The 24,535-nt window shown below is 72.4% G+C and carries 24 protein-coding genes and 1 pseudogene; 14 read left to right on the top strand and 11 right to left on the bottom strand.

Going from position 1 to position 24,535, the window contains the following annotated elements:
• Positions 1-4: 4 nt before the first annotated feature.
• Positions 5-967, bottom strand: a complete 963-nt coding sequence (locus BLQ62_RS16565; RefSeq protein WP_068530502.1) for an acyl-CoA thioesterase — start codon at positions 965-967, stop codon at positions 5-7.
• Positions 968-1,132: 165 nt separating this feature from the next.
• Positions 1,133-2,500: an outer membrane protein assembly factor BamB family protein gene (locus BLQ62_RS16560; RefSeq protein WP_068567852.1), complete on the bottom strand. Its 1,368-nt coding sequence runs from the start codon at positions 2,498-2,500 to the stop codon at positions 1,133-1,135.
• A gap of 96 nt (positions 2,501-2,596) precedes the next feature.
• On the opposite strand from BLQ62_RS16560, the gene BLQ62_RS16555 reads away from it, so the two are divergent.
• A complete protein-coding gene (locus BLQ62_RS16555; protein ID WP_068529531.1) occupies positions 2,597-3,352 on the top strand; it encodes an acyltransferase in 756 nt (251 codons plus the stop codon).
• A 21-nt stretch (positions 3,353-3,373) separates the two neighbouring features.
• Here the strand turns inward: BLQ62_RS16555 and BLQ62_RS16550 are convergent, their stop codons facing one another.
• The 5 genes from BLQ62_RS16550 to BLQ62_RS16530 are packed head-to-tail and all read right to left on the bottom strand — an operon-like array spanning position 3,374 to position 7,836.
• Positions 3,374-3,901 (bottom strand): GNAT family N-acetyltransferase, encoded by a 528-nt coding sequence (locus BLQ62_RS16550; RefSeq protein WP_068529533.1) that lies wholly within the window; start codon positions 3,899-3,901, stop codon positions 3,374-3,376.
• A gap of 2 nt (positions 3,902-3,903) precedes the next feature.
• A complete protein-coding gene (locus BLQ62_RS16545) occupies positions 3,904-4,167 on the bottom strand; it encodes a hypothetical protein (RefSeq protein ID WP_068529536.1) in 264 nt (87 codons plus the stop codon).
• Between the two features lie 60 nt (positions 4,168-4,227).
• Positions 4,228-5,538: a glycosyltransferase family 4 protein gene (locus BLQ62_RS16540; protein WP_068567849.1), complete on the bottom strand. Its 1,311-nt coding sequence runs from the start codon at positions 5,536-5,538 to the stop codon at positions 4,228-4,230.
• Position 5,539: 1 nt separating this feature from the next.
• Entirely contained in the window at positions 5,540-7,075 is a 1,536-nt protein-coding gene (locus tag BLQ62_RS16535; RefSeq protein WP_068567934.1) for a 1,4-alpha-glucan branching protein domain-containing protein, read from the bottom strand.
• Positions 7,076-7,095: 20 nt separating this feature from the next.
• The gene (locus BLQ62_RS16530) at positions 7,096-7,836 is read right to left on the bottom strand and encodes a class I SAM-dependent methyltransferase (RefSeq protein WP_082756777.1); all 741 of its coding nucleotides are present in this window, start codon (positions 7,834-7,836) and stop codon (positions 7,096-7,098) included.
• A gap of 206 nt (positions 7,837-8,042) precedes the next feature.
• Between BLQ62_RS16530 and BLQ62_RS16525 the strand changes: the two genes are divergently transcribed.
• The 4 genes from BLQ62_RS16525 to BLQ62_RS16510 all read left to right on the top strand — a co-directional run bounded on the left by BLQ62_RS16525 (position 8,043) and on the right by BLQ62_RS16510 (position 12,102).
• Positions 8,043-8,822: an electron transfer flavoprotein subunit beta/FixA family protein gene (locus BLQ62_RS16525; protein ID WP_068529549.1), complete on the top strand. Its 780-nt coding sequence runs from the start codon at positions 8,043-8,045 to the stop codon at positions 8,820-8,822.
• Between the two features lie 35 nt (positions 8,823-8,857).
• The gene (locus BLQ62_RS16520; protein WP_068529552.1) at positions 8,858-9,814 is read left to right on the top strand and encodes an electron transfer flavoprotein subunit alpha/FixB family protein; all 957 of its coding nucleotides are present in this window, start codon (positions 8,858-8,860) and stop codon (positions 9,812-9,814) included.
• A gap of 155 nt (positions 9,815-9,969) precedes the next feature.
• Positions 9,970-11,424: a catalase gene (locus BLQ62_RS16515; RefSeq protein WP_068567847.1), complete on the top strand. Its 1,455-nt coding sequence runs from the start codon at positions 9,970-9,972 to the stop codon at positions 11,422-11,424.
• 39 nt (positions 11,425-11,463) lie between these two features.
• On the top strand, positions 11,464-12,102 hold the full coding sequence (locus BLQ62_RS16510) for a response regulator (RefSeq protein WP_082756776.1): 639 nt from the start codon (positions 11,464-11,466) through the stop codon (positions 12,100-12,102).
• Between the two features lie 425 nt (positions 12,103-12,527).
• Here BLQ62_RS16510 and BLQ62_RS24365 read toward each other — a convergent pair.
• Positions 12,528-12,788: pseudogene (locus BLQ62_RS24365) on the bottom strand (histidine kinase); the annotation flags it as partial.
• 706 nt (positions 12,789-13,494) lie between these two features.
• On the opposite strand from BLQ62_RS24365, the gene BLQ62_RS16500 reads away from it, so the two are divergent.
• The 3 genes from BLQ62_RS16500 (at position 13,495) to BLQ62_RS16490 (ending at position 16,856) form a co-directional block, all read left to right on the top strand.
• A complete protein-coding gene (locus BLQ62_RS16500; RefSeq protein WP_331711118.1) occupies positions 13,495-15,027 on the top strand; it encodes a multicopper oxidase family protein in 1,533 nt (510 codons plus the stop codon).
• 80 nt (positions 15,028-15,107) lie between these two features.
• Complete coding sequence (locus BLQ62_RS16495; protein ID WP_082756774.1) at positions 15,108-16,313, top strand: DUF418 domain-containing protein; 1,206 nt, start codon at positions 15,108-15,110, stop codon at positions 16,311-16,313.
• 96 nt (positions 16,314-16,409) lie between these two features.
• Positions 16,410-16,856: a hypothetical protein gene (locus tag BLQ62_RS16490; RefSeq protein WP_068567841.1), complete on the top strand. Its 447-nt coding sequence runs from the start codon at positions 16,410-16,412 to the stop codon at positions 16,854-16,856.
• A 25-nt stretch (positions 16,857-16,881) separates the two neighbouring features.
• On the opposite strand, the gene BLQ62_RS16485 is transcribed toward BLQ62_RS16490, so the two are convergent.
• Positions 16,882-17,481, bottom strand: coding sequence for a TetR/AcrR family transcriptional regulator (locus BLQ62_RS16485; RefSeq protein WP_068567839.1), 600 nt, complete (start codon positions 17,479-17,481; stop codon positions 16,882-16,884).
• Positions 17,482-17,504: 23 nt separating this feature from the next.
• Between BLQ62_RS16485 and BLQ62_RS16480 the strand changes: the two genes are divergently transcribed.
• On the top strand, positions 17,505-17,993 hold the full coding sequence (locus BLQ62_RS16480; RefSeq protein WP_068529573.1) for an HXXEE domain-containing protein: 489 nt from the start codon (positions 17,505-17,507) through the stop codon (positions 17,991-17,993).
• A gap of 142 nt (positions 17,994-18,135) precedes the next feature.
• On the top strand, positions 18,136-19,536 hold the full coding sequence (locus tag BLQ62_RS16475; protein ID WP_068567835.1) for an MFS transporter: 1,401 nt from the start codon (positions 18,136-18,138) through the stop codon (positions 19,534-19,536).
• Here the strand turns inward: BLQ62_RS16475 and BLQ62_RS16470 are convergent.
• Entirely contained in the window at positions 19,521-20,831 is a 1,311-nt protein-coding gene (locus tag BLQ62_RS16470; protein WP_068567832.1) for an oxygenase MpaB family protein, read from the bottom strand. The two genes, BLQ62_RS16475 and BLQ62_RS16470, sit on opposite strands and share 16 nt — an antisense overlap.
• Before the next feature lie 130 nt (positions 20,832-20,961).
• On the bottom strand, positions 20,962-21,390 hold the full coding sequence (locus BLQ62_RS16465; protein WP_068529582.1) for a MarR family winged helix-turn-helix transcriptional regulator: 429 nt from the start codon (positions 21,388-21,390) through the stop codon (positions 20,962-20,964).
• A gap of 97 nt (positions 21,391-21,487) precedes the next feature.
• Here BLQ62_RS16465 and BLQ62_RS16460 point away from each other — a divergent pair, with 97 nt between their 5' ends.
• From BLQ62_RS16460 to BLQ62_RS16445, 4 genes are all read left to right on the top strand, one after another.
• The gene (locus tag BLQ62_RS16460) at positions 21,488-21,850 is read left to right on the top strand and encodes a hypothetical protein (protein WP_068567830.1); all 363 of its coding nucleotides are present in this window, start codon (positions 21,488-21,490) and stop codon (positions 21,848-21,850) included.
• A 59-nt stretch (positions 21,851-21,909) separates the two neighbouring features.
• On the top strand, positions 21,910-22,728 hold the full coding sequence (locus BLQ62_RS16455) for an NUDIX hydrolase (RefSeq protein WP_068567828.1): 819 nt from the start codon (positions 21,910-21,912) through the stop codon (positions 22,726-22,728).
• A 103-nt stretch (positions 22,729-22,831) separates the two neighbouring features.
• Positions 22,832-23,632 (top strand): GNAT family N-acetyltransferase, encoded by an 801-nt coding sequence (locus tag BLQ62_RS16450; protein ID WP_068529590.1) that lies wholly within the window; start codon positions 22,832-22,834, stop codon positions 23,630-23,632.
• Positions 23,633-23,634: 2 nt separating this feature from the next.
• Positions 23,635-24,507, top strand: coding sequence for a lysophospholipid acyltransferase family protein (locus BLQ62_RS16445; protein ID WP_068529594.1), 873 nt, complete (start codon positions 23,635-23,637; stop codon positions 24,505-24,507).
• Positions 24,508-24,535 lie beyond the last annotated feature (28 nt).

Genomic DNA, 24,535 nt, shown 5'->3' with positions numbered 1-24,535 from the left:
GCGGTCAGATCGCCACCATCCTGGTCGCCGCCGAGGCGTCGCGCCGACCGCGGATCGTGATCAGCTCGCGGGCGTGCGCATCGAGTGCCACGTCGCCCGGCAGCCGCGGCGACCACGGCCGCACGGCCGTCGCATCGCCGCCGGCGTCGAGGGCCGCCAGCACGTGCAGGGCGTGCGCCGCGGGCTGCGGCGCGTGCTCGTGCGGCCAGCATGTCGCCAGGTGCACGGAGACGTGCATGGTCTGGCGCCCCGTGTGCAGCAGCCGCGCCGAGACCTCGATGACCTGGCCGATCTGCACCGGCCGGTAGAAGCGCACGCCGCCGACGTACACGGTCACGGCCTCGCCGCCGCTCCAGCCCGCCGCGCACAGGTAGGCGGCGTCGTCCATCCAGCCCATCACCCGCCCGCCGTGCGCCTTGCCGCCCCAGTTGATGTCCGTGGGCGCGGCGAGGAAGCGGGTCCGGCGCCGCGCGGCCTCGCTCGGCAAGTCGTAGTCCACGCGCGCCATCGCCTCCTCGATCCGGCGCCGCACGTCGGCGCGGGCCCGCGCCTCCGCGGCGGCCCGGACGTCCTCGGCGAGGACGGGCTGCCACTGCCGCACGGGCGTCGGCTTGCCGGCCTCGTCGACCGCGACGAAGACGAGCAGGCACGTGCTGGCGACGGTGAAGGTGCCCACCCGCGGATCGGCGGAGGCGACCTCGCACTGGATGTGCATGCTGCTGCGGCCGGTGTGGACCAGCGTCGCCCGCACCTCGACGACATCGCCCGAGGCGATGTCGCGGCCGAAGCCGATGTTGCCGACGTAGGCGGTCACGGAGTAGCCGCCCGACCAGGCGGCGGCGCAGGCGTAGGCGGCCTTGTCGATCCACTCGAGGATGCGGCCCCCGCGGACGCCGCCGCCGAGGGTTGCGACGTCGGTCGGGGCGGCGAGGAACCGCAGGGTGATCCGGCGATCGGTGATGGGCATCGGGCTGAGCTCCTTCGCAGAGCGGTGGGCGGATCGCACCATCGTGGAGGGGTCCACGAACGCACTGCGCACCGGGGGAGCGCGATGAGGAGTCGGTGACGGGCGGGTAACCGCGCGGGTCATCCGGGCGTAACACTGCCCGCGGCCCGCCGGCCGGCGCAGCCGTCAGTCCTTGGCGACGCTGTCGCCCGTGCGGCGCCCGGAGGTGAAGGCGAAGACGGTGCCGTCGTTGCCGACGGTGACGAGCTCGCCGTCGGGACCGATCGAGACGCCGGAGGAGGCCGTGACCGAGTCGGGCAGGTCGAAGGTGCGCAGCGTGGTGCCCGTGTCCGTGCGGAACTCGATGAGCTGCGACTGCACCGCCGCCCACGAGCGCACGACCGCGTATCCGATGCCCCCGCGGATCTGCGTCACCGGGGAGATCATCGCGACGTCCGTGCGCTTGAAGACCTCGCGCACGCTCGAACCCTCGTCCTTGAGCGCGACGAACGAGGCGCGGTGCAGGCCCGGCGCGGCGGGGATGATCGTCCCGTCGGGTGAGACCGACGGCGGCAGCGTGCTCTGGTAGCCGAGGTCGTGCGTCCATTTGGTCTCGCCGGTCTTCGCATCCAGCGCGGCCAGCTTCTCGCCGCGCAGGTTCACGTACAGCGTGGAGCGGTCCGTGGACAGCGCGGGCGAGCCGATGACCCCGCCGGGCAGGTCCGCGCGTTCCCACGCGTACCGCAGGTCGTGCCGGTCGCCGCCGTTCTTGTCGTAGTCGACCGCCATCACCTTCGACGGTCCGCGTCCGCCGCCCCGCTGATCCGGCGCGGCCGCTCCGCTCCCGGCACCGACTACGACGAAGGCGCGCTCGGCCTGCGTGTCGACGGCCGGCGGCCCCGCGACCGGGCAGCCGGGGCCGTTGGTCGCGCAGTCCTCGATGCCGGCGCCGTTGGCGTTCGCCGAGACCTGCGGGAAGAGCCCGATGGCGGCGCCCGCGGCGGTGCCGTCGTGCGTGTCGACCAGCACCATCTGGCCCAGGTGGGTCACAGCGAGCACGGTGTTGTCGCCCGCGAGCTTGATCCACAGCGGCGCGCCCGCGGTGGGGTAGCGCCAGCGCACCTGGTTGTCGGCGTTGAAGCTGTAGAGCCAGCCGGGGATGCCGAGGTAGGTGTACTCGAACTGGTCCACCAGCGGGGCCTGCAGGTCGGCGCCCGGGGCGTCGCGGCGGCAGTAGGTCTTGCGGCCCACGGTGAGCTCGAGGCTGAAGGTGCTGCAGCCGGTCTCGGTGCGGGCGGTCACGGAGACCACACCGCGGTTGGAGATCGCGGGCGCCACGGTGTTCGGTCCGACGAGGTCGCGGTTCCACGCCGGTACCAGCGACGACGCGGCGTCGCGATCGGCGTAGGAGTTGTTGCGCGAATCGCCGTACATGCCGGGCCACGCGGCGGAGTCGTCGGCGTACACCCAGGTGTCATCGGGCGAGCACGAGACCAGCACCGCGGCGGCGGCCACCGTCGCGCCCAGTGTGAGCGCGCGCCTACCCAACCGCATGTGTCTCCCTCGATTCGAACCCACGGATCGCCACACAGACTATCGCGGCGAGGAGTACCGGATCGTCGGGGCGCACCGCCGGATAGGCTCCCCTGCATGACGAGCATGTGGAACGCCCCGTACCGATCGCGGTGGCGGCACGCGCGGCAGGCCGATCAGCAGGCGCGATTCCTGACGCCCGCGTCGCTGCGCTGGGTCCTCAAGAACAAGGCGTACACGCCCTGGTACCTGGTGCGCTACGTGCGGTTGCTCAAGTTCCGGCTCGCCAATCCGCACATCGTGCTCAAGGGGATGGTCTTCCTCGGCAAGAACGTGGAGATCCACGCCACGCCCGGGCTCGGGCGGATGGAGATCGGCCGCTGGGTGCACATCGGCGACTCGAACAAGATCCGCTGCCACGAGGGCTCGCTGCGCATCGGGGACAAGTCCGTCTTCGGCCGCGACAACGTGGTCAACTGCTACCTCGACATCGAGTTCGGCCCCGCCTCGCTCGTCGCCGACTGGTGTTACATCTGCGACTTCGACCACAAGATGGACGACATCCACGTTCCCATCAAGGACCAGGGGATCGTCAAGGGCCCCGTCCGGATCGGCGGCGACACCTGGGTGGGTACCAAGGTCACCGTCACCCGCAACACCCTCATCGGCCATGGCACCGTGCTCGGCGCGCACGCCGTGGTGCGCGGCGAGATCCCGCCCTACTCGATCGCCGTCGGCTCGCCCGCCAAGGTGGTCAAGAACCGCAAGGACATGTGGGACGCGAACGTCGCCGAGCGCGCCGAACTCGAGCGCGCGCTCGCCGACATCGAGCGCAAGAAGGAGCAGGCCCGCGGCCTGCCGGGGAACGCCTGACCGGCGAGGGCGCGGGGCCGGCTAGAGCACGTAGAACGGGCGGGCGTAGCGGAACTCGCCTCGCACGTCCGGCGTGTACGCGCCCAGCGTCCGGACCATGAAGGAATCGCCCGCCCACTCCGGGACGTCGGGCGTGATGCCGAGTTCGGAGCCGGCGACGAAGCCGAACCGCGGGTAGTAGTCCTTGTGCCCGAGCAGTGCCACGAGCCGCTCGCCGAGGGCGTCGGCGGCGCCGAGCGCGGCCAGGATCAGGGCCGAGCCGGTGCCCTGCCCCTGCGCCTCGGAGCGCACCCCCAGCGGCCCCGCGGCCAGCGCGGGCGTCCCACCCACGGCGGCCCGGGTCAGGCAGACGTGACCGATCACCGCACCGTCGTCGTCCTCGGCGACGAACGAGAGCTCGTCGATCCACGCGCCGCTCAGGCGCAGCGCCTCGACGAGGACCACTTCGACGGGCTCCGTCCGCCCGGGCGGGGTCATCGGCGCGAACGCGGAGCGGTGCACGTCGGCGACCGCGGCGGCGTCGGCCGCGGTCTCGTTGCGGACCAGCACGCTCAGCTCTCCACGGCGTCGACGACGGCGCGGACGCGGGGCGAGACCGGCGCGAAGACGTCCAGCACACCGATCGCGCGCAGCTGCGGCACGGCGTCCGCCAGCGCGGCGACGAGCTGCTCGGCCTCGGGCGAGCCCTCCGGCGCCGCCTCCAGCGACTGCGCGTTCCGCACGAACGCGGCGACGGTTCCCTTACGCAGCGGGACGCCGCCGAAATCGGCCGTGTCCTGATCGTCGGGCAGCACGTCTTCCGGTCGTACAGTCATGAATCGACGGTGCCACAGGATTCACGATAATGCACATCGCGCAGGTGGGAGGCCCGGCGCTCACGCGGGGTTGGTCGGATCCCGTTCCGGCAGTGGGCGTTCGTCGATGACGCGGCGCCCGAGCGGGGTGCGCGGGCGGCGCTTGGCGGCGAGGTAGACCTGCGCGGTCTCGCGCGCGACGGCCTCCCAGGTCAGCTCCTCGACCTCGGTGCGGGCCGCGCGTGCCCAGCCGTTCGCGGCGGCGGGATCGTCGAGCACGGTGCGGATCGCCGCCGTCAGGGCGGGCACGTCGGCCGGTTCGACGGACAGGCCGGTCTCGCCGGTGCGGATGAAGTCCGCGAGTCCGCCCGCGGTCGTGGCGATGACGGGGATGCCGGTGGCCGCCCCCTCGAGCGCGACGATGCCGAAGGGCTCGTAGCGCGACGGGATCACCAGCACGTCGGCCGAGTGCAGCTGGGCGACGAGCTCCTCGTGGTCCAGGGCGCCGGTGAACTCCACGGCCCGTAGCACGCGGTGCTCGCGGGCCACCTCGCGCAGCCACGTTGCCTGCGTGCCGTCGCCGGCGACCGTCAGGGTGGTGCCGGGGTGCGTGCGGCGCACCCGGGCCAGCGCCGCGATGAGGTCCTGCACCCCCTTCTCGTACTCGAGTCGCCCGACGTACAGCAGGCGGGGTGCCGCGCTGCGGACGGCCGCGCGGTCCGCGCGATCGCGGTAGGGCCAGGCCGTGGCGTCGATGCCGTTGGCGATGGTGTGCAGTTGCGCGAGGCCCGGCCCGAACAACCGGTTGACCTCGTCGGACATCGAGCGCGAGCAGGTGATCACCGCGTCCGCCTCGTTCGCCAGCCACCACTCGGTGGAGTGCACCTGCCGGTTCACCGGTCCGGAGACCCAGCCGCTGTGCCGGCCCGCCTCGGTGGCGTGCACGGTGGCGACGAGCGGCGCGTCGAAGGCCTCCGCCAGGCCCACGGCCGCGTGTGCGGCGAGCCAGTCGTGCGCGTGCACCACGTCGGGAACCCAGGGCCGCCCGACGCTTCCCGCGCCGTGCAGCGCGTCCTCGCCCGCGGTCGGGTTGTACCCGGCCAAGCGCAACCCGGCCCGCAGCATGGAGTGCCCCATCGACAGCACCCACGGCATCATGTCGGTGCCGAAGTCGAGGGCCAGCGGGTCCTCCGCGGCCATGATCACCCGGATGCCGTCGAGCATCACGTCGGTCGTGGGGTGGCTGCGCGGGTCGGTGCCGGTGGGCTGCCGCGAGACCACGACCACCTCGTGACCCTGATCGCGCAGCTGAAGAGCGAGGTGGTGGACGTGCCGGCCCAGGCCGCCGACGACCACCGGCGGGTACTCCCAGGAGACGAGCAGGACGCGCATGTCAGAACCCTCCCAGCGGTGCCGGCAGGCGCCGCGCGTCGAGACCGGGGAACGGATCGTCGGCGTGGCGCCAGCCGCGGGCGAGCACGACCGCGCGGGTCTCATCACCGCGCTCGGCGGCCTCGGCGATCTCGCGCAGCGCGTGCGCGTGCTTGTACGCGCGGTCACGGGCGTAGCCGGCGGCGGTGTCCTTCGAGACCATGAACGGCCAGTCGGACTGCAGGCACATCAGCGCCTCCTGCAGGACCTGGTCGGCCACCACGTCCCGCGCACCGCGCTGCTCGGCGGCGCGTTTGTCGAGCACGCGCAGCACCGTCGCGGTGATGTCCTCGTTGAGCTCGACGAACTCCTGTACCTGCGGGCCCTCCCAGACCCGCCAGTCCTTGCCCGAGCCCCACGAACTGGCCGGGATCTCGCGCGGCGCGCCGACGAACCCCGCCTCGGCGGCGGAGCGCAGCGTGCCCACCCGCACCCCCGCCTCGGGAAGTGCGCGCAGCACCCGCTCCAACCAGATCGGCCCCTCGTACCACCAGTGCCCGAAGAGCTCGGTGTCGAACGCGGCGACGACGAGGGCGTCGCGCCCGATCCGCGTGCTCTCCTCGCGGAGGCGCGCGACCACGGTGTCCACGAAGTCGGCGACGTGCTTGTCGATCACGGCGTCGGCACGCTCGGGGTCGTACGGCGCCTTCTCCGACTCGGGGACGTTCTTGCCGGTGACCCGGCTGGGCTTGAGTCCCGTGGCGTGATCGTGGGCGTAGAAGTCGCGGTAGGCGGCGTGCCCGGGATACCCGGACTTCGGCGACCAGACGCGGTAGCTCACCGGCAGGTCGCGCCCGAAGGCGAGCACGGACGAGTCGCCGACCGGGCGCGCGAGGGCCGTGTCGCCGCCGAGCGTGGGCCCGTCGACCATGAAGTGCGTGACGCCCGCGGCCTCGTACCCCGTCTCCATCCCGGGTTTGTAGGCGCACTCGGGTGCCCAGATGCCCGTTCGCGCGGGCGATCCCAGGCGGGCGGTGCCGTAGGCGAGGCCCTCGCGCAGCGAGAGCTCCCGCAGGCGCGGGTGCAGCAGGGGCTGGAACGGGTGCGCCAACGGGCCGCCGAGCAGTTCGACGGTGCCGGCGTCCGCGAGGCGGCGCAGCACGGGGGTGCCGCCGTGGCGCCAGCGCGTCTCGAACAGTTCGAGCGCGTGCGCGGCGTTGCGGTGCTCGCGGGCGCCGAGCTCGGCCATCGGCGAGCGGTGCGCCGATCCCGTGGCCGGGCCGTCCGCCAGGGCGGCCTCGTGGGCGCGCAGCTGCCAGTTGCCCAGGTAGTGGTGCATGGCCTCGAGGCAGTACGGGTCGTCGAGCTGGGCCGCGAGCACCGGGGTCACGCCGAGCGTGAGCTGCTCTGTGCGGCCCTCGGCGGCGAGCCGGTCGAGCATCTCCGTCATCGGCAGGTAGGAGGCCGCCCACGACTGGTAGAGCCATTCCTCGCCCACGGGCCACGCGCCGTGGTGGGCGAGCCACGGCAGGTGGGAGTGCAGGACGAAGGCGATCATCCCGGGCTCACGCCCGGCGGTCACGGCTTCCTCGCGTAGAAGAACAGGTCGAGGCTGTCCGGGGCGTCCGCGCGCAGGTCGAAGTCCTGTGCGGCGACGGCGGCGACGTCGTTCGAGAGCTCCTCGGGCCAGGGCTCGCCGGCGAGTGAGCGCTCGATCTGCGCGTCGATGAAGCTGCCGCCGTGGCGGCGGTCCAGCTCGGCCAGTCGCGCGCCGTGGAAGACGCCGAGCTTCTCGGTGACCTCGAGGCCCGCCTCCTCGAGCAGCTCCACGAGCTCCGCCGAGTTCAGCTCCCGGGTGTGGAAGGGATTGAGCGGCGTGTCGCGGCCGGGGGAGAAGGTGACGCGGTTCGGCGTGGAGATCGCGAGCTCGCCGCCGGGGCGCAGGATCCGCGCCACCTCGCGCAGGAACTGCGGCTGGTCCCAGAGGTGCTCGATGACTTGGAAGTTCACGACGGCGTCGACGGAGGCGTCCTCCAGGGGCAGCTCGGCGAGGTTGCCGTGCAGCATCGTCACCGCCGGGTAGGCGGCGCGCACGTGCGCGACGGCCGACTCGTCGTAGTCCAGCGCCGTGACGCTCGCGCCGCCGTCGGCGAGCATGGCGGCGCCGTAGCCCTCACCGCTGCCGGCCTCGAAGACCGACTTCCCGGCGTAGCGGGAAGTGATCGCGAGGTAGGCGATCTCGTGCCGGCGGAACCAGTAGTTCTCCTCGGGGATACCGGGAACTGTTCGCTCGCCGGTCAGGGGCAGCGGGTCACACATTCTTCTCAGCCTAGTCGTCGTGGGGCGTGGGCCATCCCACATGGACAGTTACCAATCGGTAACTTACTCTGGCGTTAAACAGTGTTGTGAGGCGGTGCTACCTTCTACTCGCTGAAGCTGAGGCGGGGGAGGGTTAGCCGTACCTCGCTGCAGTGTGAGAATGTGCCTACGAGTATCCGATCATCGATGGAGGTCGACGAAGACCAATGACGAACGTAGTCGTACTGATCAAGCAGGCTCCCGATCCCGGGTCCGAACGCAAGCTGTCCGATGACTTCACGGTCGACCGGTCGATCGATCCGTGGCTCGAGGAGATCAACGAGCGCGCGGTCGAGGCGGCTCTCCAGATCAAGGAGGCCCACGGCGGCGAGGTCACCGTGCTGACCGTCGGACCCGCGAGCGCGACCGACGCGATCCGCAAGGCGCTGTCCATGGGCGCCGACAAGGCCGTCCACGTGCAGGACGACGCCATGCACGGCTCGGACGCCATTCAGACCGCGTGGGTCATCGCTCGCGCGCTGGGCACCATCGAGGGTGTCGAGCTGGTCATCGCCGGTAACGAGGCCACCGACGGTCGCGTCGGCGCCGTTCCGGCCATCCTGGCCGAGTACCTGGGCCTGCCGCAGCTGACCCACATGCGCACGCTCAACGTCGACGGTGACGCGCTCACCGGCGAGCGGGAGACCGACGAGGGCGTCTTCGCGCTCGAGGCCTCGCTGCCCGCGATCGTCTCGGTGAACGAGAAGATCAACGAGCCGCGCTTCCCCTCCTTCAAGGGCATCATGGCCGCGAAGAAGAAGGAGATCAACGTGCTCTCCCTCGCGGAGATCGGTGTCGAGCTCGATGAGGTCGGCGGCGCGAACGCCGGCACCACGGTCACGGGTGTCACCCCGAAGCCGCCCAAGCAGGCCGGCGAGAAGGTCGTGGACGAGGGTGACGGCGGCACGAAGGTGGCGCAGTTCCTCATCGGCCAGAAGATCATCTGAGACCCTCGAATCCACTCATAAGGAGAGAAGCCGTTATGGCAGACGTACTCGTCCTCGTCGAGCAGGTCGACGGGAAGCTCAAGAAGGTCACGGCTGAGCTGCTGACCGCCGCCAAGGCCATCGGTGAGCCGGCCGCCGTCGTCGTGGGTGCCCCCGGCACCACCGATGCCGTCGCCGATCAGCTCAAGGCCGCCGGCGCCGCCAAGATCTACCGCGCGGAGTCGGCCGAGGCGGCCGAGTACCTGGTCACCCCGAAGGTCGGCGTCCTCGCCGAGCTCGCGGAGAGCCAGGGCGCCGCAGCGGTCCTGACCGCCGCCACGTTCGAGGGCAAGGAGGTGGCCGGCCGTCTCGCCGCGCGCCTCGGCTCGGGCCTGGTCGCCGACGTGATCGCGTTCGGTCCCGGTGGCACCGCCACCCACTCGATCTTCGGTGGCGCGTTCACCGTCGAGGCCACCGCCGGTGGCGACACCCCGGTCGCGTCGCTGCGCCCGGGCTCCGTCGAGGCCGACGGTGTCGCCGGCGCCGGTGAGATCGTCGACGTCGCGGTTCCGGCCGAGGCCGAGAACGCGGTGAAGATCACCTCCAAGGAGCCGATCCAGGGCGGCAACCGCCCCGAGCTCACCGAGGCGTCGATCGTCGTCTCCGGTGGCCGTGGCGTCGGCTCGGCCGAGAAGTTCTCGGTCGTCGAGGAGCTCGCCGACTCGCTCGGCGCCGCCGTCGGCGCCTCGCGTGCCGCCGTCGACTCGGGCTACTACCCGGGCCAGTTCCAGGTGGGCCAGACCGGCAAGACCGTGTCGCCGCAGCTGTACATCGCCCTGGGCATCTCGGGCGCCATCCAGCACCGCGCCGGTATGCAGACCTCGAAGACCATCGTGGCCGTCAACAAGGACGAAGAGGCCCCGATCTTCGAGATCGCCGACTACGGCATCGTGGGCGACCTGTTCGACGTCGCCCCGCAGCTCACCGAGGCTGTGAAGTCCCACAAGGGCTGATCCGCAGTACATTTCGACGAGCCCCGCCCGGATCCCTCCGGGCGGGGCTCCGTCGTTTTCGCTACGGTGGGGGCAGGGCCGCGCCCCGCTCGCCTCTCAGCCCGGCGCGCGTGAACGGCCCTGAACGACAACCACATACGCGGAGGAGACCAGCCATGTCCGAGAACGCGAACTTCACCACCACGGATTCGGGTGCACCCGCCGGGAGCGACGAGCGGTCGTTGACAGTCGGCGCCGCGGGCCCGATCGTCCTGCACGATCACTACCTGATCGAGCAGATGGCGCAGTTCAATCGCGAGCGGATCCCCGAGCGCCAGCCGCACGCCAAGGGCAGCGGCGCCTTCGGCACCTTCGAGACCACCGGCGACGTCACCGCGTTCACGTGTGCGGAGGTGTTCGCGCCCGGCGCCAAGACCGAGATGATGGCGCGCTTCTCGACGGTGGCGGGTGAGCGCGGCAGCCCCGACACCTGGCGCGACCCGCGCGGTTTCGCCCTGAAGTTCTACACCACCCAGGGCGTGTACGACCTCGTGGGCAACAACACCCCGGTGTTCTTCATCAAGGACCCGATGAAGTTCCAGCACTTCATCCGATCGCAGAAGCGCCGCGCCGACAACAACCTTCGCGATCACGACATGCAGTGGGACTTCTGGACCCTCTCGCCCGAGTCCGCCCACCAGGTCACCTGGCTCATGGGCGACCGCGGCATCCCGCGCTCGTGGCGGCACATGAACGGCTACGGATCGCACACCTACCTGTGGGTCAACGCGGACGGCGTCAAGCACTGGGTCAAGTACCACTTCATCGCCGACCAGGGCATCGAGACGCTCACCCAGGACGAGGCCGACCGCCTCGCCGGCGCCGACGGGGACTTCCACGTCCGCGACCTGTTCGAGGCGATCGCGCGTGGCGAGCACCCGAGTTGGACGCTCAAGGTGCAGCTGATGCCCTTCGACGACGCCGCGGACTACCGGTTCAACCCGTTCGACCTGACCAAGGTCTGGCCGCACGCCGACTACCCGCTCCGCGAGGTCGGCCGGATGACGTTGCACACCAACCCGACCGACAACCACGCGCAGATCGAGCAGGCGGCGTTCGAGCCCAGCAACCTGGTCCCCGGTATCGGACTGAGCCCGGACCGGATGCTGCTCGGCCGGGTCTTCGCCTACGCCGATGCGCACCGCGCCCGGCTCGGCGCCAATTACAAGCAGATCCCGGTGAACCGGCCGCACAACGAGGTGCGCAGCTACTCCAAGGACGGCGCCATGCGCATCGACCCCGTGCGGGACCCGGTGTACGCGCCGAACTCGAAGGGCGGCCCGGCGGCCGACTACCCCGGACAGCCGGAGCCGCAGTGGGCGGCCGACGGCGAGATCGTGCGGGCGGCGTACGTCGCGCACCGCGAGGACGACGACTTCTCCCAACCGGGCACGCTGGTGCGCGAGGTGATGGGCGACGCGCAGCGCGACCGCCTGGTCTCCAACGTCTCCGGACACCTGCTCGACGGGGTCAGCGAGCCCGTCCTGGCTCGCGCCTTCGAGTACTGGCGCGCCATCGATCAGCAGATCGGGGAGCGGATCGAGCAGGCGGTGCGCGAGGGGCAGGGCTGACTCCGTTGAGGGCGCCGGTCCGCGTCTAGGATCGGCTGCGTGAGCAGCGTCCTGATCGTCGACGACCAGCGGTTGATCCGCGACGGCCTGAAGATGCTGCTCACCTCCGCTCCCGACTTCAGCGTGGCCGGCGAGGCCACCAACGGCGACGAGGCGGCCCGCGCCTACCGCGAGCTCGCGCCCGACGTCGTGCTGATGGACCTGCGGATGCCGGGTGTCGACGGGGTCCGCGGCATCGAGCAGATCATCGCCGCGGATCCCGCCGCCCGGATCGTCGTGCTCACGACGTTCGACGACGACGAGCACATGTACCCCGCGCTCGCCGCGGGGGCCGTCGGCTACCTGGTCAAGGACATCGCGCCCGAGGCGCTGCTCGACGGTCTGCGGCGCGCACTGGGCGGCGAGGTGCCGATGTCGCCGGGGCCCGCGCGCCGCGTGCTCGACGAGGCCCTGCGCGCCCGGTCCGCCCCGGCCGCGGCCGCCGAGCAGCCCGCCGTCCCGCTCACCGAGCGGGAGCGCGACGTGCTCGCGCTCGTCGCCGAGGGACTGGCCAACGCGGCCATCGCGCGCCGGCTGCACGTCGCCGAGTCCACGGTGAAGGCGCACATCGCGAACCTGCGGCAGAAGACGGGCGCGGGCTCGCGGGTGGAGCTCGCCCGGTTCGCCGGACGCGACTGAGCGCTCGTCAGGCCGCGCGCCGCGGCACCGAGAGTGCGACCACCCACTGCCCGCCGTCGGGCCCCGGCGGTGATGCTCCCGCCGGCCAGTTCGGCGCGCTCGGCCATACCGGTCAGGCCGTAGCCGTGCCCGTGGTGCGCGTGCGCGGGCAAGGGGCTCGCCACGCGGGCCCGCCAGGCGCCGTCGGCCGATTCCACGTCCACCGCGACCTCCGCGCCGCGCGGGGCGTGCTTCATGACGTTCGTCAGGGCCTCCTGCACGACCCGCACGAGCGTCAGCGCGTCGATCGCGGTGGGCTCGCTCCCGCCCAGATCGATCCGCGCGCGGACGTCGAAGCCTGCGTCGACGGTGCGCTCCACCGCGCGGCGCACCTCGGTCTCGGTGTCGTCGATCGTCCGGTCCGCCACCGGATCCCGCTCCCGCATCGCGGCGAGCAGCCGCCGGATGTCGGCGAGGGAATCCGTCGCCGTCTCGTGGATGTCGCTGAGCACCTCGTCGAGTCCGGGGTCGATGCCGGCGTAGACGCCGCGGGCCACGCCCACGCGCAGCGAGATGGCCGACATGTGGTGCGCCATCAGGTCGTGCAACTCCCGCGCCAGCGCGGCCCGCTCGTCCCGTCGGGCGTGCAGCGCCTGCTCCTCGAGCTCGCGCCGCTCCCGCTCGGCCTGGCTGAACCGCTCCCGCATGTAGAGGCCGCCCACCACGGGCAGGCCGACGAAGCTGATCGTCTCGGCCAGCACGCGGATCAGTGTGTGCTGCTCGTTGTCGAGCACGGAACCCGTGATGTAGCAGGCCGCCCAGACGATCGTCGCCGTGACCACTTCGCGGCGGGGCCGCTGGGAAGCGGCGAGCTCGGCCAGGGCGAGCGAGGCGAGGTACGGCACGAGGCCGGCCGGGCCCCACGCCTCCACCGACAGCAGCCAGCCGCCGAGCAGCGACAGGGCGATCGAGACGGCGAACGGCGCGCGCCCACCGAGCGCGAACAGCGCGGCGGCGAGCATCGACCCGGCGATGTACCCGGGCGAGGCGTGGAAGCGCCCGGGGTACACGCTCACCGCCAGCAGGACGGGCACCACCACGAGGGGCGCGACCCGCACGCCGACGGTCCAGCTGGTGCGCGACATGGCTGCACCGTACGACACCGCGGGACCGCGGCAAAGCTGTGACCAGCGTGCATACCGTGGCGATCGGAGGTTGTCAACCCCCTCCCGGCCGATCCGGGGCGGGGATTTCCGTGGCCGAAGGGCGGAGTCGCTCGGCAGCGCGGCCGGCGACGCTGGAAGCCATGATCAACGACATCGCCGAGCGGCCGCACGCCGTCGCCGGCACGAATCGCCGCCGCTTCCTCACCGCCCTCGTCGCCGCCCCGCTCGTGGGGTCCGCCGTCGCCGGGTGTCGCGCGTCGGCATCCCCGTCGGCGTCCTCGGCCGCCGAGCTCCCCGGTGGACGACGGGCGCTGCCGATCCCGCCCCTGGCCCGCTCTGTCGTCGGCGCCGACGGGGTGCGCCGGTTCGACCTCGCCACGCGCGCGGGTTCCGCGGAGATGTCGCGGGGCGGCGCAGCGCGACGTGGGGCTTCAACGGCGAGATCCTCGGCCCCACGCTGCGCGCCCGCGACGGCGAGAAGGTCGCGGTGACGGTGCGCAACGGCCTCGACGAGGCCACCAGCGTGCACTGGCACGGGATGCACGTCCCGGCCCGCGCCGACGGCGGACCGCACCAGATGGTCGAGCCCGGCGGAACCTGGCGGGCGGAATGGACGGTGCGGCAGCGGGCCGCGACGCTCTGGTACCACCCGCATCCGCACGGCGTGACCGAGAAGCACGTCTACCGCGGCCTCGCCGGGTTCTTCCTCCTCGACGACGACGCGCAGGACGCCCTGGGGCTGCCCTCCGAGTACGGGGTCGACGACGTCCCCGTGGTCATCCAGGACCGGAAGTTCGCGCCCGCAGGCGAACTGGACGAGACGGCGCCGGGCGAGACCGGCCTGATCGGCCCGACGGTGATCACCAACGGCATCGCCGGGGCGAGCCTGCTGGTGCGTCGGGACCGGCTGCGGCTACGGCTGCTCAACGGCGCATCGGCGCGCTGCTTCGAGCTGGGATTCGCCGACGGCCGACGGTTCGAGATGATCGCCTCCGACGGCGGCCTGCTCGCCGCACCGGTGGCGACGGACCGGCTGATGATCAGCCCGGGGGAGCGGGTGGAGATCGTGGTCCCGATGGCCGCGGGCGAGCGGGTCGTACTGCGCTCGTACCCGATCACTCAGCGCGGCAGGATCTCCGGTGAGACCGCCCGCGAGTACGGGCAGGACGACACCCTCGATGTGCTCGAACTCGTCGGAGCCGACGACCTCGCGGCGCGCGGCACCGCCGTACCCCGGACACTGAGCACCATCGTCCCGCTCGCCGCGGGCGCCACCGCCCCGACGCCGTCGTCGCGGTCCTTCGACCTGCAGTGGTACATGATCAACGGCGAGCGGATGGACATGAGCCGCATCGACCTCGCACCGACCGTCGACACCACCGAGGTGTGGACGGTGCGCAACAAGGACAACTGGCCGCACAACTTCCACATCCACGACGTCCAGTTCCAGATCGCCTCGTTCAACGGCGGGACGCCGCCGGCGCACCTGCGCGGGTGGAAGGACACCGTCTACCTCGCGCCGGGAGAGAGCTGCGCCCTCGCCCTGCGGTTCACCGACTACACCGACCTGACGATGCCGTACATGTACCACTGCCACCTCCTCTTCCACGAGGACCGCGGCATGATGGGGCAGTTCGTGGTGGCGGCGAAGGGGCGGACCGCGCCGACCCGGTTGGACATGCCCGGCATGTCGATGCCCGGGATGCCCATGCCCGCAGCGCCTTCGGGCGGCCCCGCCGCCGGTCCGTCCGGCGCCGGTGCGGCGCACGGTGGTCATTGATCCCCTCCTCCCTCCCGTCACGGACCCGTCCCGGGTCCCCATCGCGGGTGTCCGACGGCGCCCGCAGGAAGCGAAACATCATGAGTACCATCGCAACACCTCCGGTGTCCGCCCGTCCCGACGACGTGCACGCGGCGCCCTCCTTCGGCGGGCGAGGCTCCGTCGCGCGGATGGTCGGGCTCGACGTCGCCCGCGCCCTGGCCGTGCTCGGCATGTTCTACGCCCACGTCGGCCGCAAGCAGGAGTTCGTGCTGCTGTCACCGTCCACCTGGGACGGCGTCGTCGTCGGGCGGTCCTCCGCCCTGTTCGTCCTGCTCTCCGGGCTCGGCCTGGGGCTGATGACGCGCCGCCGCACCGGGAACGCCCTCGCGACGCGGCGGCGGGAGATCGTCTACCGCGGGGTGTTCCTGTTCTTCGTCGGGGGCGTGCTGGTCACCCTCGGTGTGCACATCTCCATCATTCTCGCCACGTACGCGGTGCTGTTCTGGCTCTCGCTCCCGCTCTTCTCGCTGAGCAGGCGGGCGCTCGTCGCGGTGGTGGCCGGTGCGATCCTGGTGGGCCCCTTCGCGAACGCCGCGGTGGTCGCAATCATCACCCGGTTCGGCGACCCCGACGCCGAGTTCGCGAAGCTGATCGCCACGGGCGACTACCCGGTCCTCATCTGGTTCGCCTACCTCGCCGCCGGTGTGGCGGTCGGGCGCCTGGCCCTCGACGCCGGACCCACCGCGATGCGCCTCGCGGCCGTCGGCGCGACGATGATGCTCGCCTACCCGCTGGCGTGGGCGCTCTCCTCGGTGTCGGGCACCGTCTTCGACGGCTACGGCGGCATGATCACCGCGGGCGGCCGCCCGCCGGCGACCGACGCCGAGCGCGGCGCCTGGGGGTGGGCGTGGAGCGACGGTTACCGGTTCCTCGGCGCCCAGCCGCATGCGGGGACGCAGCTCGAGGTCGTCGGCAACATCGGCTTCGCACTGCTGCTGATCGCGGCGTGCATGCTCGCGGGCGCGGCGGCGCCCCGGCTGCTCGCCCCGGCCGCCCGTGTCGGCCGGATGTCGTTGTCGCTGTACTGCCTGCACATCGTCGCCGTTTTCGTGCTGCTGCAGACCGTGCAGGAATCCCGCCAGGAGGCCTGGCTCGAGACCGATTGGCGCGGAACGGCGATGTGGCTCGCGTTCACGGTGGCGGCGTTCCTCGTCGCGACGCTCTGGTTCCGCACCCGCGACAACGGCCCGCTGGAGCACGTGATGCGCCGGCTTCCGGGACGGCTGGAGAACCGCGAGCGCTGAACGGGCGGGTGTAACGGGCGTCACGCCGGCCCCGACGTCCTTCGTGAAGGACCCGCGACGGCATCCGCCGGAGCGGGACGGACCGGAGGAGGAGACATGCACACGAAGAAACTCGTCACGGCGATCGCGACGGCGGGTCTGATCGCGGGGGTGGGCGCGGCGCCGGCGCAAGCGGCGCCGCTGTCCGTCCCGCAGGTCCCGCTGACCGCCGTCCAGGTCGCGGGCCTGGGGATCCCCCAGCCGTTCACCACCCGGATCGGGGCCGACACGACCGGTCGGCCCGGGGAGGTACGGCTCGCTGCGCACAGTTCCGTCGGCTACAACTCGTACATGTCGCTGGTGCGGATCGACTACCGCAACCTGCGCACCGGTGCCCGCGGCTCGGTCACCGTCAAGCCCTTCACGCTCGGGCAGGTGCCCGAGTCGGCTCTCGCGTCGACGGGCAGTGGCCGTGTCACCTACACGGCACGGTTCGTCAGCACCGGCACCGTCGCGGTGGTGCTGGTCCCCACGCCGGGCAGCGGCGCGTTCGACGTGCCCTGAGCCGGGGTAGGAGGGCGACGGCGGATCACGAAGGGGGTGAGTCGCTCCGGGGGCCGACGGCGGCGAGGGCGAGGTCGAGGAGCGCGCCGGTCTCGCCCTCGTCCGGCACATCGCCCAGCATCAGCCACCGGTAGACGGCGGGGCCGAAGAGGAGGTCGCGCACCTGGTCGTCGGTGACCTCGGGCCGGATCGCGCCCGCCGTCCGGGCCCGGGCGATGGTACCGGCGAGGGCCTCCGCGCGCGGGGCGAGGTAGTGCTCGTGGAGAGCAGCGCGGAGGTCCGGGCGGTGCGCACCGACCGCGTGCACGGCGAGGACCGCGCGGGCCGCGGGGGAGTGGGCGATCCCTGCGAGAAAGGCGGACGCCGACGCCCGAAGGTCGGCGACGGGATCGTCGCTGGTGGCGGGCGTGAGGGGCGGGACCGTCGCGATCAGTGCCCCGACGACGAGGGCGTCGCGGTCCGGCCAGCGGCGGTAGATCGTCGGCCTGCCGACGCCGGCCCGGCGCGCGACCGTCTCGATGGTCAGGCCGTGGTAGCCGACGGTCTGCAACTCGACGAGGACGGCGTCGACGATGGCGCGTTCGACGGCGGCGCTGCGCGGTCGTCCGGGGCTTGCTGAGGGCACGTCCTCAGTATAGATTCCGTTACATGACGGAACGTATCGAAACACCGGTGTTCGCTACGGCGGGCCTGTTCGCGGCCTGGGCGATCCACGACGCGGAGGAGTGGTTCACGATCGGACCGTGGGCGCGGGCGCACGGGCTCCCGGTCTCGGACGGATGGGCGCGCCGAGCCATCGGCGTCATGGGAGCGATGGTCGGGGCGGCGGCGCTCGACGGGGTCCGCACGGGCGGTCGTTCCGCGTGGTACCAGTCGGCCCTGCTCGCCTACGGGCTGCACGGCTTCTCGCACCTCGCGATCGCCGCACGGTTCCAGGGCTACGCGCCCGGCGTCGCCACGACGCCGGTGGCGGTGCTGCCGTTCTGGCTGTGGGCGTCGTCCCGGCTGACTCGCGCCGGGGTGAGGAGGCCGGCCACGGAACTGCTCCCCGGCACCGTCGCGATGCTGGCCGGAGGAGTAGCCGCCTCCTACGGCGCCGCCGCGCTGATGGGCGGAGGCGCCGGGCGCGCGGGCTGAGCGCGCGCCGGGCGGAACGGGCCTACCATCGAGCGGTGCCGCGGAACCGACCGTGGATCGCGGCGGGAACCGTAGGAGCGCAGATGACGAGCCCGGCGGAGCACGTGCGGACGGACCTCCCGGACGCGGAGACGGCGCGGTCGTGACGGAGCGACTGGCGCTGTCGTCGGCGTCGGGCCGCTGGCTGATCACCGCCGCGGCCCTGGGATCGGGGGTCGCCTTCCTGGACGGCTCCGTGGTCAACGTGGCGCTGCCCGCGATCGGCGGCGACCTCGGTGGCGGGCTGTCGGTGCTGCAGTGGGTGCTCGACGGGTACCTGCTGACGCTGAGCGCCCTGTTGCTGCTGGGTGGCGCGCTCGGCGACCGGTACGACCGGCGCCTGGTGTTCCTCGCGGGCCTGGTGCTCTTCACCCTCGCCTCGATCGCGTGCGGACTCGCCCCGACGGGGGAGTCCCTGATCCTGGCGCGGGTGGTGCAGGGCATCGGCGGGGCGCTGCTCGTGCCCAGCAGCCTCGCGATGATCGAGACCGTCATCCGGGTGGAGGACCGCGGCCGGGCGATCGGACTGTGGGCGGGCCTGAGTGGTGTCTCCTCCGCGCTCGGTCCGTTCGTCGGGGGCTGGCTCGTCGACGTCGCATCCTGGCGCTGGGTCTTCCTGATCAACGTGCCGCTCGCCGCGGTGGCGCTGCTGCTCACCGTCCGCCACGTGCCGCGCATTCGCGACGCGCGGGAACGGGGCCCGCTCGACGTGGCGGGCGCCGGCGCCGTCACCGTCGGCCTGGGCGGGGTGACGTTCGCGCTGATCGAGGCCCCGGTGCAGGGATGGACGCCGGTGGTCGTGGCGGCGCTCGTCGTCGGCGTGCTCGGGATCGCGGCCTTCCCGGCGATCGAGCACCGCGCCGCGGACCCGCTCGTCCCGCTGCGACTGTTCCGGTCGGCGCAGTTCACCGGCACCAACGTCGTGACCCTGGCCGTCTACACCGGTCTCGGCGGGGCGCTGTTCCTGCTCTCCCTGCACCTGCAGTCGAACCTGGGGTACTCGGCGCTCGAGGCCGGGCTGGCGTTCGCGCCGTTCACGCTCATCATGCTGCTGCTCTCCGGGCGGATGGGTGCGCTGGCCCAGCGCACCGGTCCGCGGGCGCTGATGACCTGTGGCCCCCTGGTGGCGGGCATCGGGCTGGCGCTGCTGATGCGGGTGGTCCCCGGGGCGGGTTATGCGAGCGGGGTGCTGCCCGGCATCGTGGTCTTCGGGCTGGGCATGGCGATGACGGTCGCCCCGCTCACGTCCACCGTGCTCGCGGCGGTGCCGCCGCAGTACGTCGGCGCCGCGTCCGGCGCCAACAACGCGATCTCCCGCTTCGCGAGCCTGCTCGCCGTCGCCGTGCTGCCCCTCGCGGTCGGGATCACGGATCCGAGCGGGCCGTCGCTGGAGGGCGGCTTCGCGCGGGCGATGCTCGTCTCCGCGGCGCTCTGCGCGGCCGGTGGCCTGGTCGCGTTCCTCACGGTGCGCGATCCGGAGGAGTCGGTTCAGGTGCGGGCGTAAGTCGCTCCGTCGGAGACGAACTCGGGATGACCGTACGTCGCGAGACGCTGGTGGATAAGCCGGGTGAGGTAGATGTCGACGCCGGTGCGCACCACCGGGATCCGGGCGCCGATCTCCGCGGCGATCGTGCGGCCGCCGATGAAAGGGGCGGTGACCGCGACCAGGGCCACGTCGAGCGGGGTGAAGTCCACGCCCATCCGCGCCGCCTTGGCGGGCTTGCCGCTGCAGAAGGCGAGCGCGAACGAGGTCTTGCTCCACGCCTTCTCGACGAGACTCGCCACCTCGTCGAAGGGGCTGTGGCCGGGCCGGAGGTAGGCCTCCATCGATGACCGCACCAGCGCGCCGCAGGTCTCGTCGTCGAAGTCGTCCCGCAGCAGCGCGGCCCGGCCGTTGAAGACCGCGACGATGCCCTTCGGTGTCGTGGGCAGCAGTTCCTCCGGCAGGCCCAGCACGAAGCAGCGGTAGCGGTTGAACTCGACGATCGCGCGTTCGTGGGCGTCGAAGTCGCGCCGCTCGCGGAGCGCCCTGATCGCCAGCAGATAGCTGCCGATGGTGCCCGCCGGCATCTGGTCGACCTGGGGGATCGGGATGCCGTACACCGCGCGGTCCCACGCACCCGGCCGGGTCAGCGCGTGGAAGCGCACCATCGAGTGCATCAGCCGCACCATCGCGGCCGCCTCGAAGCCCTCCCGGTGCCGTTCGAGGGCGCCCGGCAGTGTGGTCACCGCGAAGAAGTTCGCGGTCTCGTTGATCCGCCGCGCCGCGCGCTTGCCGGACAGGGCGCCGGTCAGCGCCATGGGGAGCGCCGCGTAGGTGTTGAGGAAGGTCGCGAGGAAGACGCCGCGCGTGATGAACGGGGACGTCAGTGCAGAGCCGACCCGCGCGAGGCGGGCGCCCTCTTCGACCATCCCCGGATCGCCCCACGCCGGGGTGTCCTCCATCGCGGCGAGGAACGCGCGCAGTTCCTCCGGCGCGTCGGGGACGGCGTCGATCCCTTCCCGACAGGCGCGGCGGAGCATCGAGACCAGGGTCTTGGTCCCGAAGCGCGGCTCCAGCGCGGCGTACGGATCCGCGACGACGTCGCCGAGCAGCGTGGTGGTCGCGATGAGCTCCACGGTCCGCGGGTCCTCGAGCGTCGCGGAGCGCCTGCCGACCCGCGGGCGCAGGGTGGAGCGGACCTCCGGGTCGGCGGTGTGTCGATGGGGCGCGGTGTCGAAGTCGATGTCGCCGTAGAGGTCCGGCTGCAGGGCCGCCTGGGAGCGCACGCGCTCCGCGAGTTCCGGGTAGTGCGTCATGCTGAACGCTCCTTAACTTCCATCCCGTGACTACGACCATGACAGCCGGTGAGTCCGCCGGTCAAGGCATCGCACGAAACCCGTCCGGGGCGGCGCCGGGGCCCGGTCGCAGCGCGCCGTCGGGCCCCGTTCAGTCCTCGGACAGGCGGAGGAGGAGGCGGCGCAGCGTCGCGGCTTCCTCGCCGGAGAGCCGGGCTGCGAGCATCGCGTCCTCCGCCCGACGGATCCCGTCCTTCGCGCGCCGCTGGGCGTCCGCCCCCGCGCCGGTCGCGCTGACGGTGCGCCGTCGCGCGTCGTCGGCCTGCTCGCGCGCGATCAGCCCGCGGGATTCCAAGTCGCTCAGGTGCTTGCCGAGGCGCGTGGTGTCACGCCCCGTGCGGCGCGACAGCTCGACCTGCGAGACCGCGCCGCCGCGCAGCAGCGTGGTGAGGATGGCGTACTCCCACATCGAGACGCCCGCCTCGCGCAGGATCGGCTCCTCGGCGGCCAGCAACCGGCGCCCCAGCACGCCGATCGCCTCCGCCAGGTCGGGCTCGGTGCCGGGTTCCTCGGTCGCCATCGCTCCTCCATGATCCTCTACCGCGGTGCACGGAAATCGTCTACTGTGGTGCACGGTATTGCTGTATCACCGACCATTGGAACCTACTGGGGGCGTCATGGACACATGCGATCTGCACCGGGCGGCCGAGGAGTACGCCGCACTCCTGTCGGAGGCGGTTTCGGCCGACCTCGCAGCTCCCGCCGGGGAGCGCACCGTCGGGGAGCTGACCGCGGCACTGGCCGAGAGCGCGTCCGGCCTCGCCTCCCGTCTCGGGGCCGCACCGTCGGTCGTTCCCGGCGGTGCCGGTCCGCCCGACCTCTACGGCGGCGGTTACGAGCACGCCTTCCGGCGGGCCGTCCAGCGGCTCCGCGCGGCCGCGGCATCGTCGGACGGGCGGGCGTGCGACGAACTCGCCGACCTGATCCGCGAGATCGACAGCGGCGCGGTGGCCCTGCGCGAGGCGCTGCGCCTCGACTGACCGGCGACGGTCCCGCTCGAACCGGACATTCGCGGCCGCCCGTCCGATACGGTGAGCGAATGTCTTCGAACATCGAATCTCCCTCGGCGCCTCCGGTGCCCAAGGACGCCGCCACCGTCGTGCTGGTGCGCGACGGCGCGGACGGGATCGAGGTCTTCCTCCAACGTCGCGTCCAGCAGATGGCCTTCGCCGGCGGTATGACCGTCTTCCCCGGCGGCGGCGTGGACCCCCGCGACGGCGAGGCCGACCTCGCCTGGCAGGGGCCCGAAGCCCCGTGGTGGGCCGAGCGTTTCGGCGCCACCGAACGCGATGCGCGCCAGCTGGTGTGCGCGGCGGTGCGCGAGACCTTCGAGGAGTGCGGCGTGCTCCTGGTCTCCGACGGTGACGGCGGCGCGCCGGACGTCTCCGCCCTCGCGCCCGCGCGGCGCAGGCTCGAGGCCAAGGAGCTCTCCCTCGCCCAGTTCCTCCGCGAGGAGGGGCTGGTCCTGCGCGCCGACCTGCTGCGGCCGCTGGCCCACTGGATCACGCCGAAGAACGAGAAGCGCCGCTACGACACCCGGTTCTTCCTCGCGGCTCTGCCGGCCGGGCAGCAGGCCGACGATCGGACCAGCGAGGTCGAGGAGGCCGGCTGGTGCACGGCGGCGCAGGCGCTCGAGGACTGGTCCGCGGGGCGCCGCTTCCTGCTGCCGCCCACGTGGTCGCAGCTGCGAGCGGTGGCGCGGTACGGCACCGTCGACGAGCTGCTGGCCGCCGAGTGCGTGATCGAGCCGGTCGAACCGGAGCTTCCCCTCGGCGGCACGATCACCTCGTTGCAGTTCGCGGAGGCGGCGGAGTACGTGGCGTCGATGCCGCCGACCATCGGGCGCACCGCGCTGTAGCACCGTCGCGTAGCCCGCTATTCACCCTCGTTCGGCAAGGGTTCACCGACCCGCGCGGTCGCGGTTCACCGCCCCGTCGTCTCCCGCGCCCACCCTGAGCGCCATGAGAACTCCGGGAACACTGGTCACCGGCCGAACCTCTGCCCACGAGACGCTGATCGACGGAGCCGAGTACGAGGTCGTGCTCACCACCCGTGCGGACGACATCGAGACCGTGCAGCGGTTGCGCTACGAGGTCTTCGGCACCGAGCCGGGGTTCGAGGCCTCGATGGCCGGCGTCGTCGACGGCCGGGACGCCGATCGCTTCGACGAGTTCTGCGACCACCTCGTGATCCGGCACAAGCCGAGCGATCAGGTCGTGGGCTGCTACCGGATCCTGCCGCCGCCCGGGGCCATCGCCGCCGGCGGCCTGTACCTGGCAACCGAGTTCGACTTGGATGCGCTCGATCACATCCGGCCCGAGACGCTGGAGATGGGCCGGGCCTGCGTCCGCGCCGACCACCGCACCGGCGGTGTGCTGTGCCTGATGTGGGCGGGCCTGCTCGCCTACAGCGATCTGCGGGGCATCCGGTACGCGATGGGCGCGGTGAGCGTTCCGATGCAGTACGAGGGGTACGACCGCGGTGCGACGGTCCGCGCCGTGCGCGAGCTGGTCGACGCCAAGCACCGCGCGCAGTGGGTGGTGACCCCGCGGAACGAGGTCGAGGAGATCACGGCCGAGCCCGCCTCCCGCCGCACCTTCCCGCCGCTGGTGACGGGCTACCTGCGGATGAACGCGGAGATCCTCGGCGCCCCGAGCTTCGATCCGGTCTTCGACGTCGCGGACTTCCCGATGATCATCGACCGCAGGCGGTTCAACGTCCGCTACCTCGAACGCCTGCAGCAGGCGGCGGGAAGCATCTAGCGATGATCCCCGTCGCGGAACTGCCCCGGCACCCCTGGCAGCAGGTCTCCCCGTGCGACGGGGCGTGCTCCGCCGCTGAGCCGCAGGAGAGCGCGGCGTGGCTGCGCGCGGTGCGCTGGGCGGCGCTGGTGACGGTGATGCTCGCCGGTCTGCTCGCGCTGGCACTGGCCTATCCGTGCGGCGCGACCGCCCGGCGGGTCGTGATCCGCGGCGGCGCCCGGGCGATGCTGTTCGCGATCGGCATGCGCGTGGAGCCGGTGGGCAACGTGCCTCTGCGCTCGCTGGTGGTGGCGAACCACCAGTCGCTGCTCGACATCGTCGCCATCGCCTCGATCGCCCCGGCGGCGTTCGTGGCCAAGGCCGACATCTTCGACGTGCGTCCCGTCGCGGTCCTGATGCGCGCCTTCGGCGCGATCCCGCTGCGCCGTGAACGGCTCAGCGAATTGCCGCGGACCGTCGAGCAGGTCGCGGAACTGCTGGGCAGGGGCCGCACGGTGGCCCTGTTCCCGGAGGGCACGACGTACTGCGGGTTCCACCGCGGGGAGTTCCGGCCCGCCTTCTTCCAGGCCGCGATCGACGCCCGCGTCGACGTGGTGCCCGTCTCGCTGCGCTACTCGATGCGGCTGCCCGGACCGGCGCGCGGCGCCCGGCAGAGCGCGGTCGCGGCGTACGTCGGCGCCGACACCGAGGTCTCCACCCTCGCCCGCGTGATCGGTGCCCGCGGCGTCGCGGTGCGCGTGCACGCCATCGAGGTGATCGACGCCGCGCAGTGGGCCCGCCCGGGGCGCGTGGCACTGGCCGCGCGCGCCGAAGCCGCCGTGTTCGCCGACGCGGAGTTCCTCGACGCCCCCGCGCGCCTGCCTCTCGTGGCCTGACCCGGAAAGGGGCCGGGCCACCGAGAAC

The organism is Tsukamurella pulmonis (genome assembly GCF_900103175.1).
GTDB lineage: Bacteria > Actinomycetota > Actinomycetes > Mycobacteriales > Mycobacteriaceae > Tsukamurella > Tsukamurella pulmonis.
This window is presented reverse-complemented; position numbering and strand designations above follow the sequence as displayed.

What these genes read in the sequence shown, in the direction of transcription:
- BLQ62_RS16480 (WP_068529573.1), top strand. Translation starts at nt 17,505, where the DNA reads ATGACGGAACGTATCGAAACACCGGTGTTCGCTACGGCGGGCCTGTTC.
- BLQ62_RS16450 (WP_068529590.1), top strand. Translation starts at nt 22,832, where the DNA reads ATGAGAACTCCGGGAACACTGGTCACCGGCCGAACCTCTGCCCACGAG.
- BLQ62_RS16515 (WP_068567847.1), top strand. Translation starts at nt 9,970, where the DNA reads ATGTCCGAGAACGCGAACTTCACCACCACGGATTCGGGTGCACCCGCC.
- BLQ62_RS16535 (WP_068567934.1), bottom strand. Translation starts at nt 7,075, where the DNA reads ATGATCGCCTTCGTCCTGCACTCCCACCTGCCGTGGCTCGCCCACCAC.
- BLQ62_RS16455 (WP_068567828.1), top strand. Translation starts at nt 21,910, where the DNA reads ATGTCTTCGAACATCGAATCTCCCTCGGCGCCTCCGGTGCCCAAGGAC.
- BLQ62_RS16460 (WP_068567830.1), top strand. Translation starts at nt 21,488, where the DNA reads ATGGACACATGCGATCTGCACCGGGCGGCCGAGGAGTACGCCGCACTC.
- BLQ62_RS16490 (WP_068567841.1), top strand. Translation starts at nt 16,410, where the DNA reads ATGCACACGAAGAAACTCGTCACGGCGATCGCGACGGCGGGTCTGATC.
- BLQ62_RS16445 (WP_068529594.1), top strand. Translation starts at nt 23,635, where the DNA reads ATGATCCCCGTCGCGGAACTGCCCCGGCACCCCTGGCAGCAGGTCTCC.
- BLQ62_RS16545 (WP_068529536.1), bottom strand. Translation starts at nt 4,167, where the DNA reads ATGACTGTACGACCGGAAGACGTGCTGCCCGACGATCAGGACACGGCC.
- BLQ62_RS16565 (WP_068530502.1), bottom strand. Translation starts at nt 967, where the DNA reads ATGCCCATCACCGATCGCCGGATCACCCTGCGGTTCCTCGCCGCCCCG.
- BLQ62_RS16465 (WP_068529582.1), bottom strand. Translation starts at nt 21,390, where the DNA reads ATGGCGACCGAGGAACCCGGCACCGAGCCCGACCTGGCGGAGGCGATC.
- BLQ62_RS16520 (WP_068529552.1), top strand. Translation starts at nt 8,858, where the DNA reads ATGGCAGACGTACTCGTCCTCGTCGAGCAGGTCGACGGGAAGCTCAAG.
- BLQ62_RS16525 (WP_068529549.1), top strand. Translation starts at nt 8,043, where the DNA reads ATGACGAACGTAGTCGTACTGATCAAGCAGGCTCCCGATCCCGGGTCC.
- BLQ62_RS16530 (WP_082756777.1), bottom strand. Translation starts at nt 7,836, where the DNA reads ATGTGTGACCCGCTGCCCCTGACCGGCGAGCGAACAGTTCCCGGTATC.
- BLQ62_RS16495 (WP_082756774.1), top strand. Translation starts at nt 15,108, where the DNA reads ATGAGTACCATCGCAACACCTCCGGTGTCCGCCCGTCCCGACGACGTG.
- BLQ62_RS16470 (WP_068567832.1), bottom strand. Translation starts at nt 20,831, where the DNA reads ATGACGCACTACCCGGAACTCGCGGAGCGCGTGCGCTCCCAGGCGGCC.
- BLQ62_RS16555 (WP_068529531.1), top strand. Translation starts at nt 2,597, where the DNA reads ATGACGAGCATGTGGAACGCCCCGTACCGATCGCGGTGGCGGCACGCG.
- BLQ62_RS16560 (WP_068567852.1), bottom strand. Translation starts at nt 2,500, where the DNA reads ATGCGGTTGGGTAGGCGCGCGCTCACACTGGGCGCGACGGTGGCCGCC.
- BLQ62_RS16540 (WP_068567849.1), bottom strand. Translation starts at nt 5,538, where the DNA reads ATGCGCGTCCTGCTCGTCTCCTGGGAGTACCCGCCGGTGGTCGTCGGC.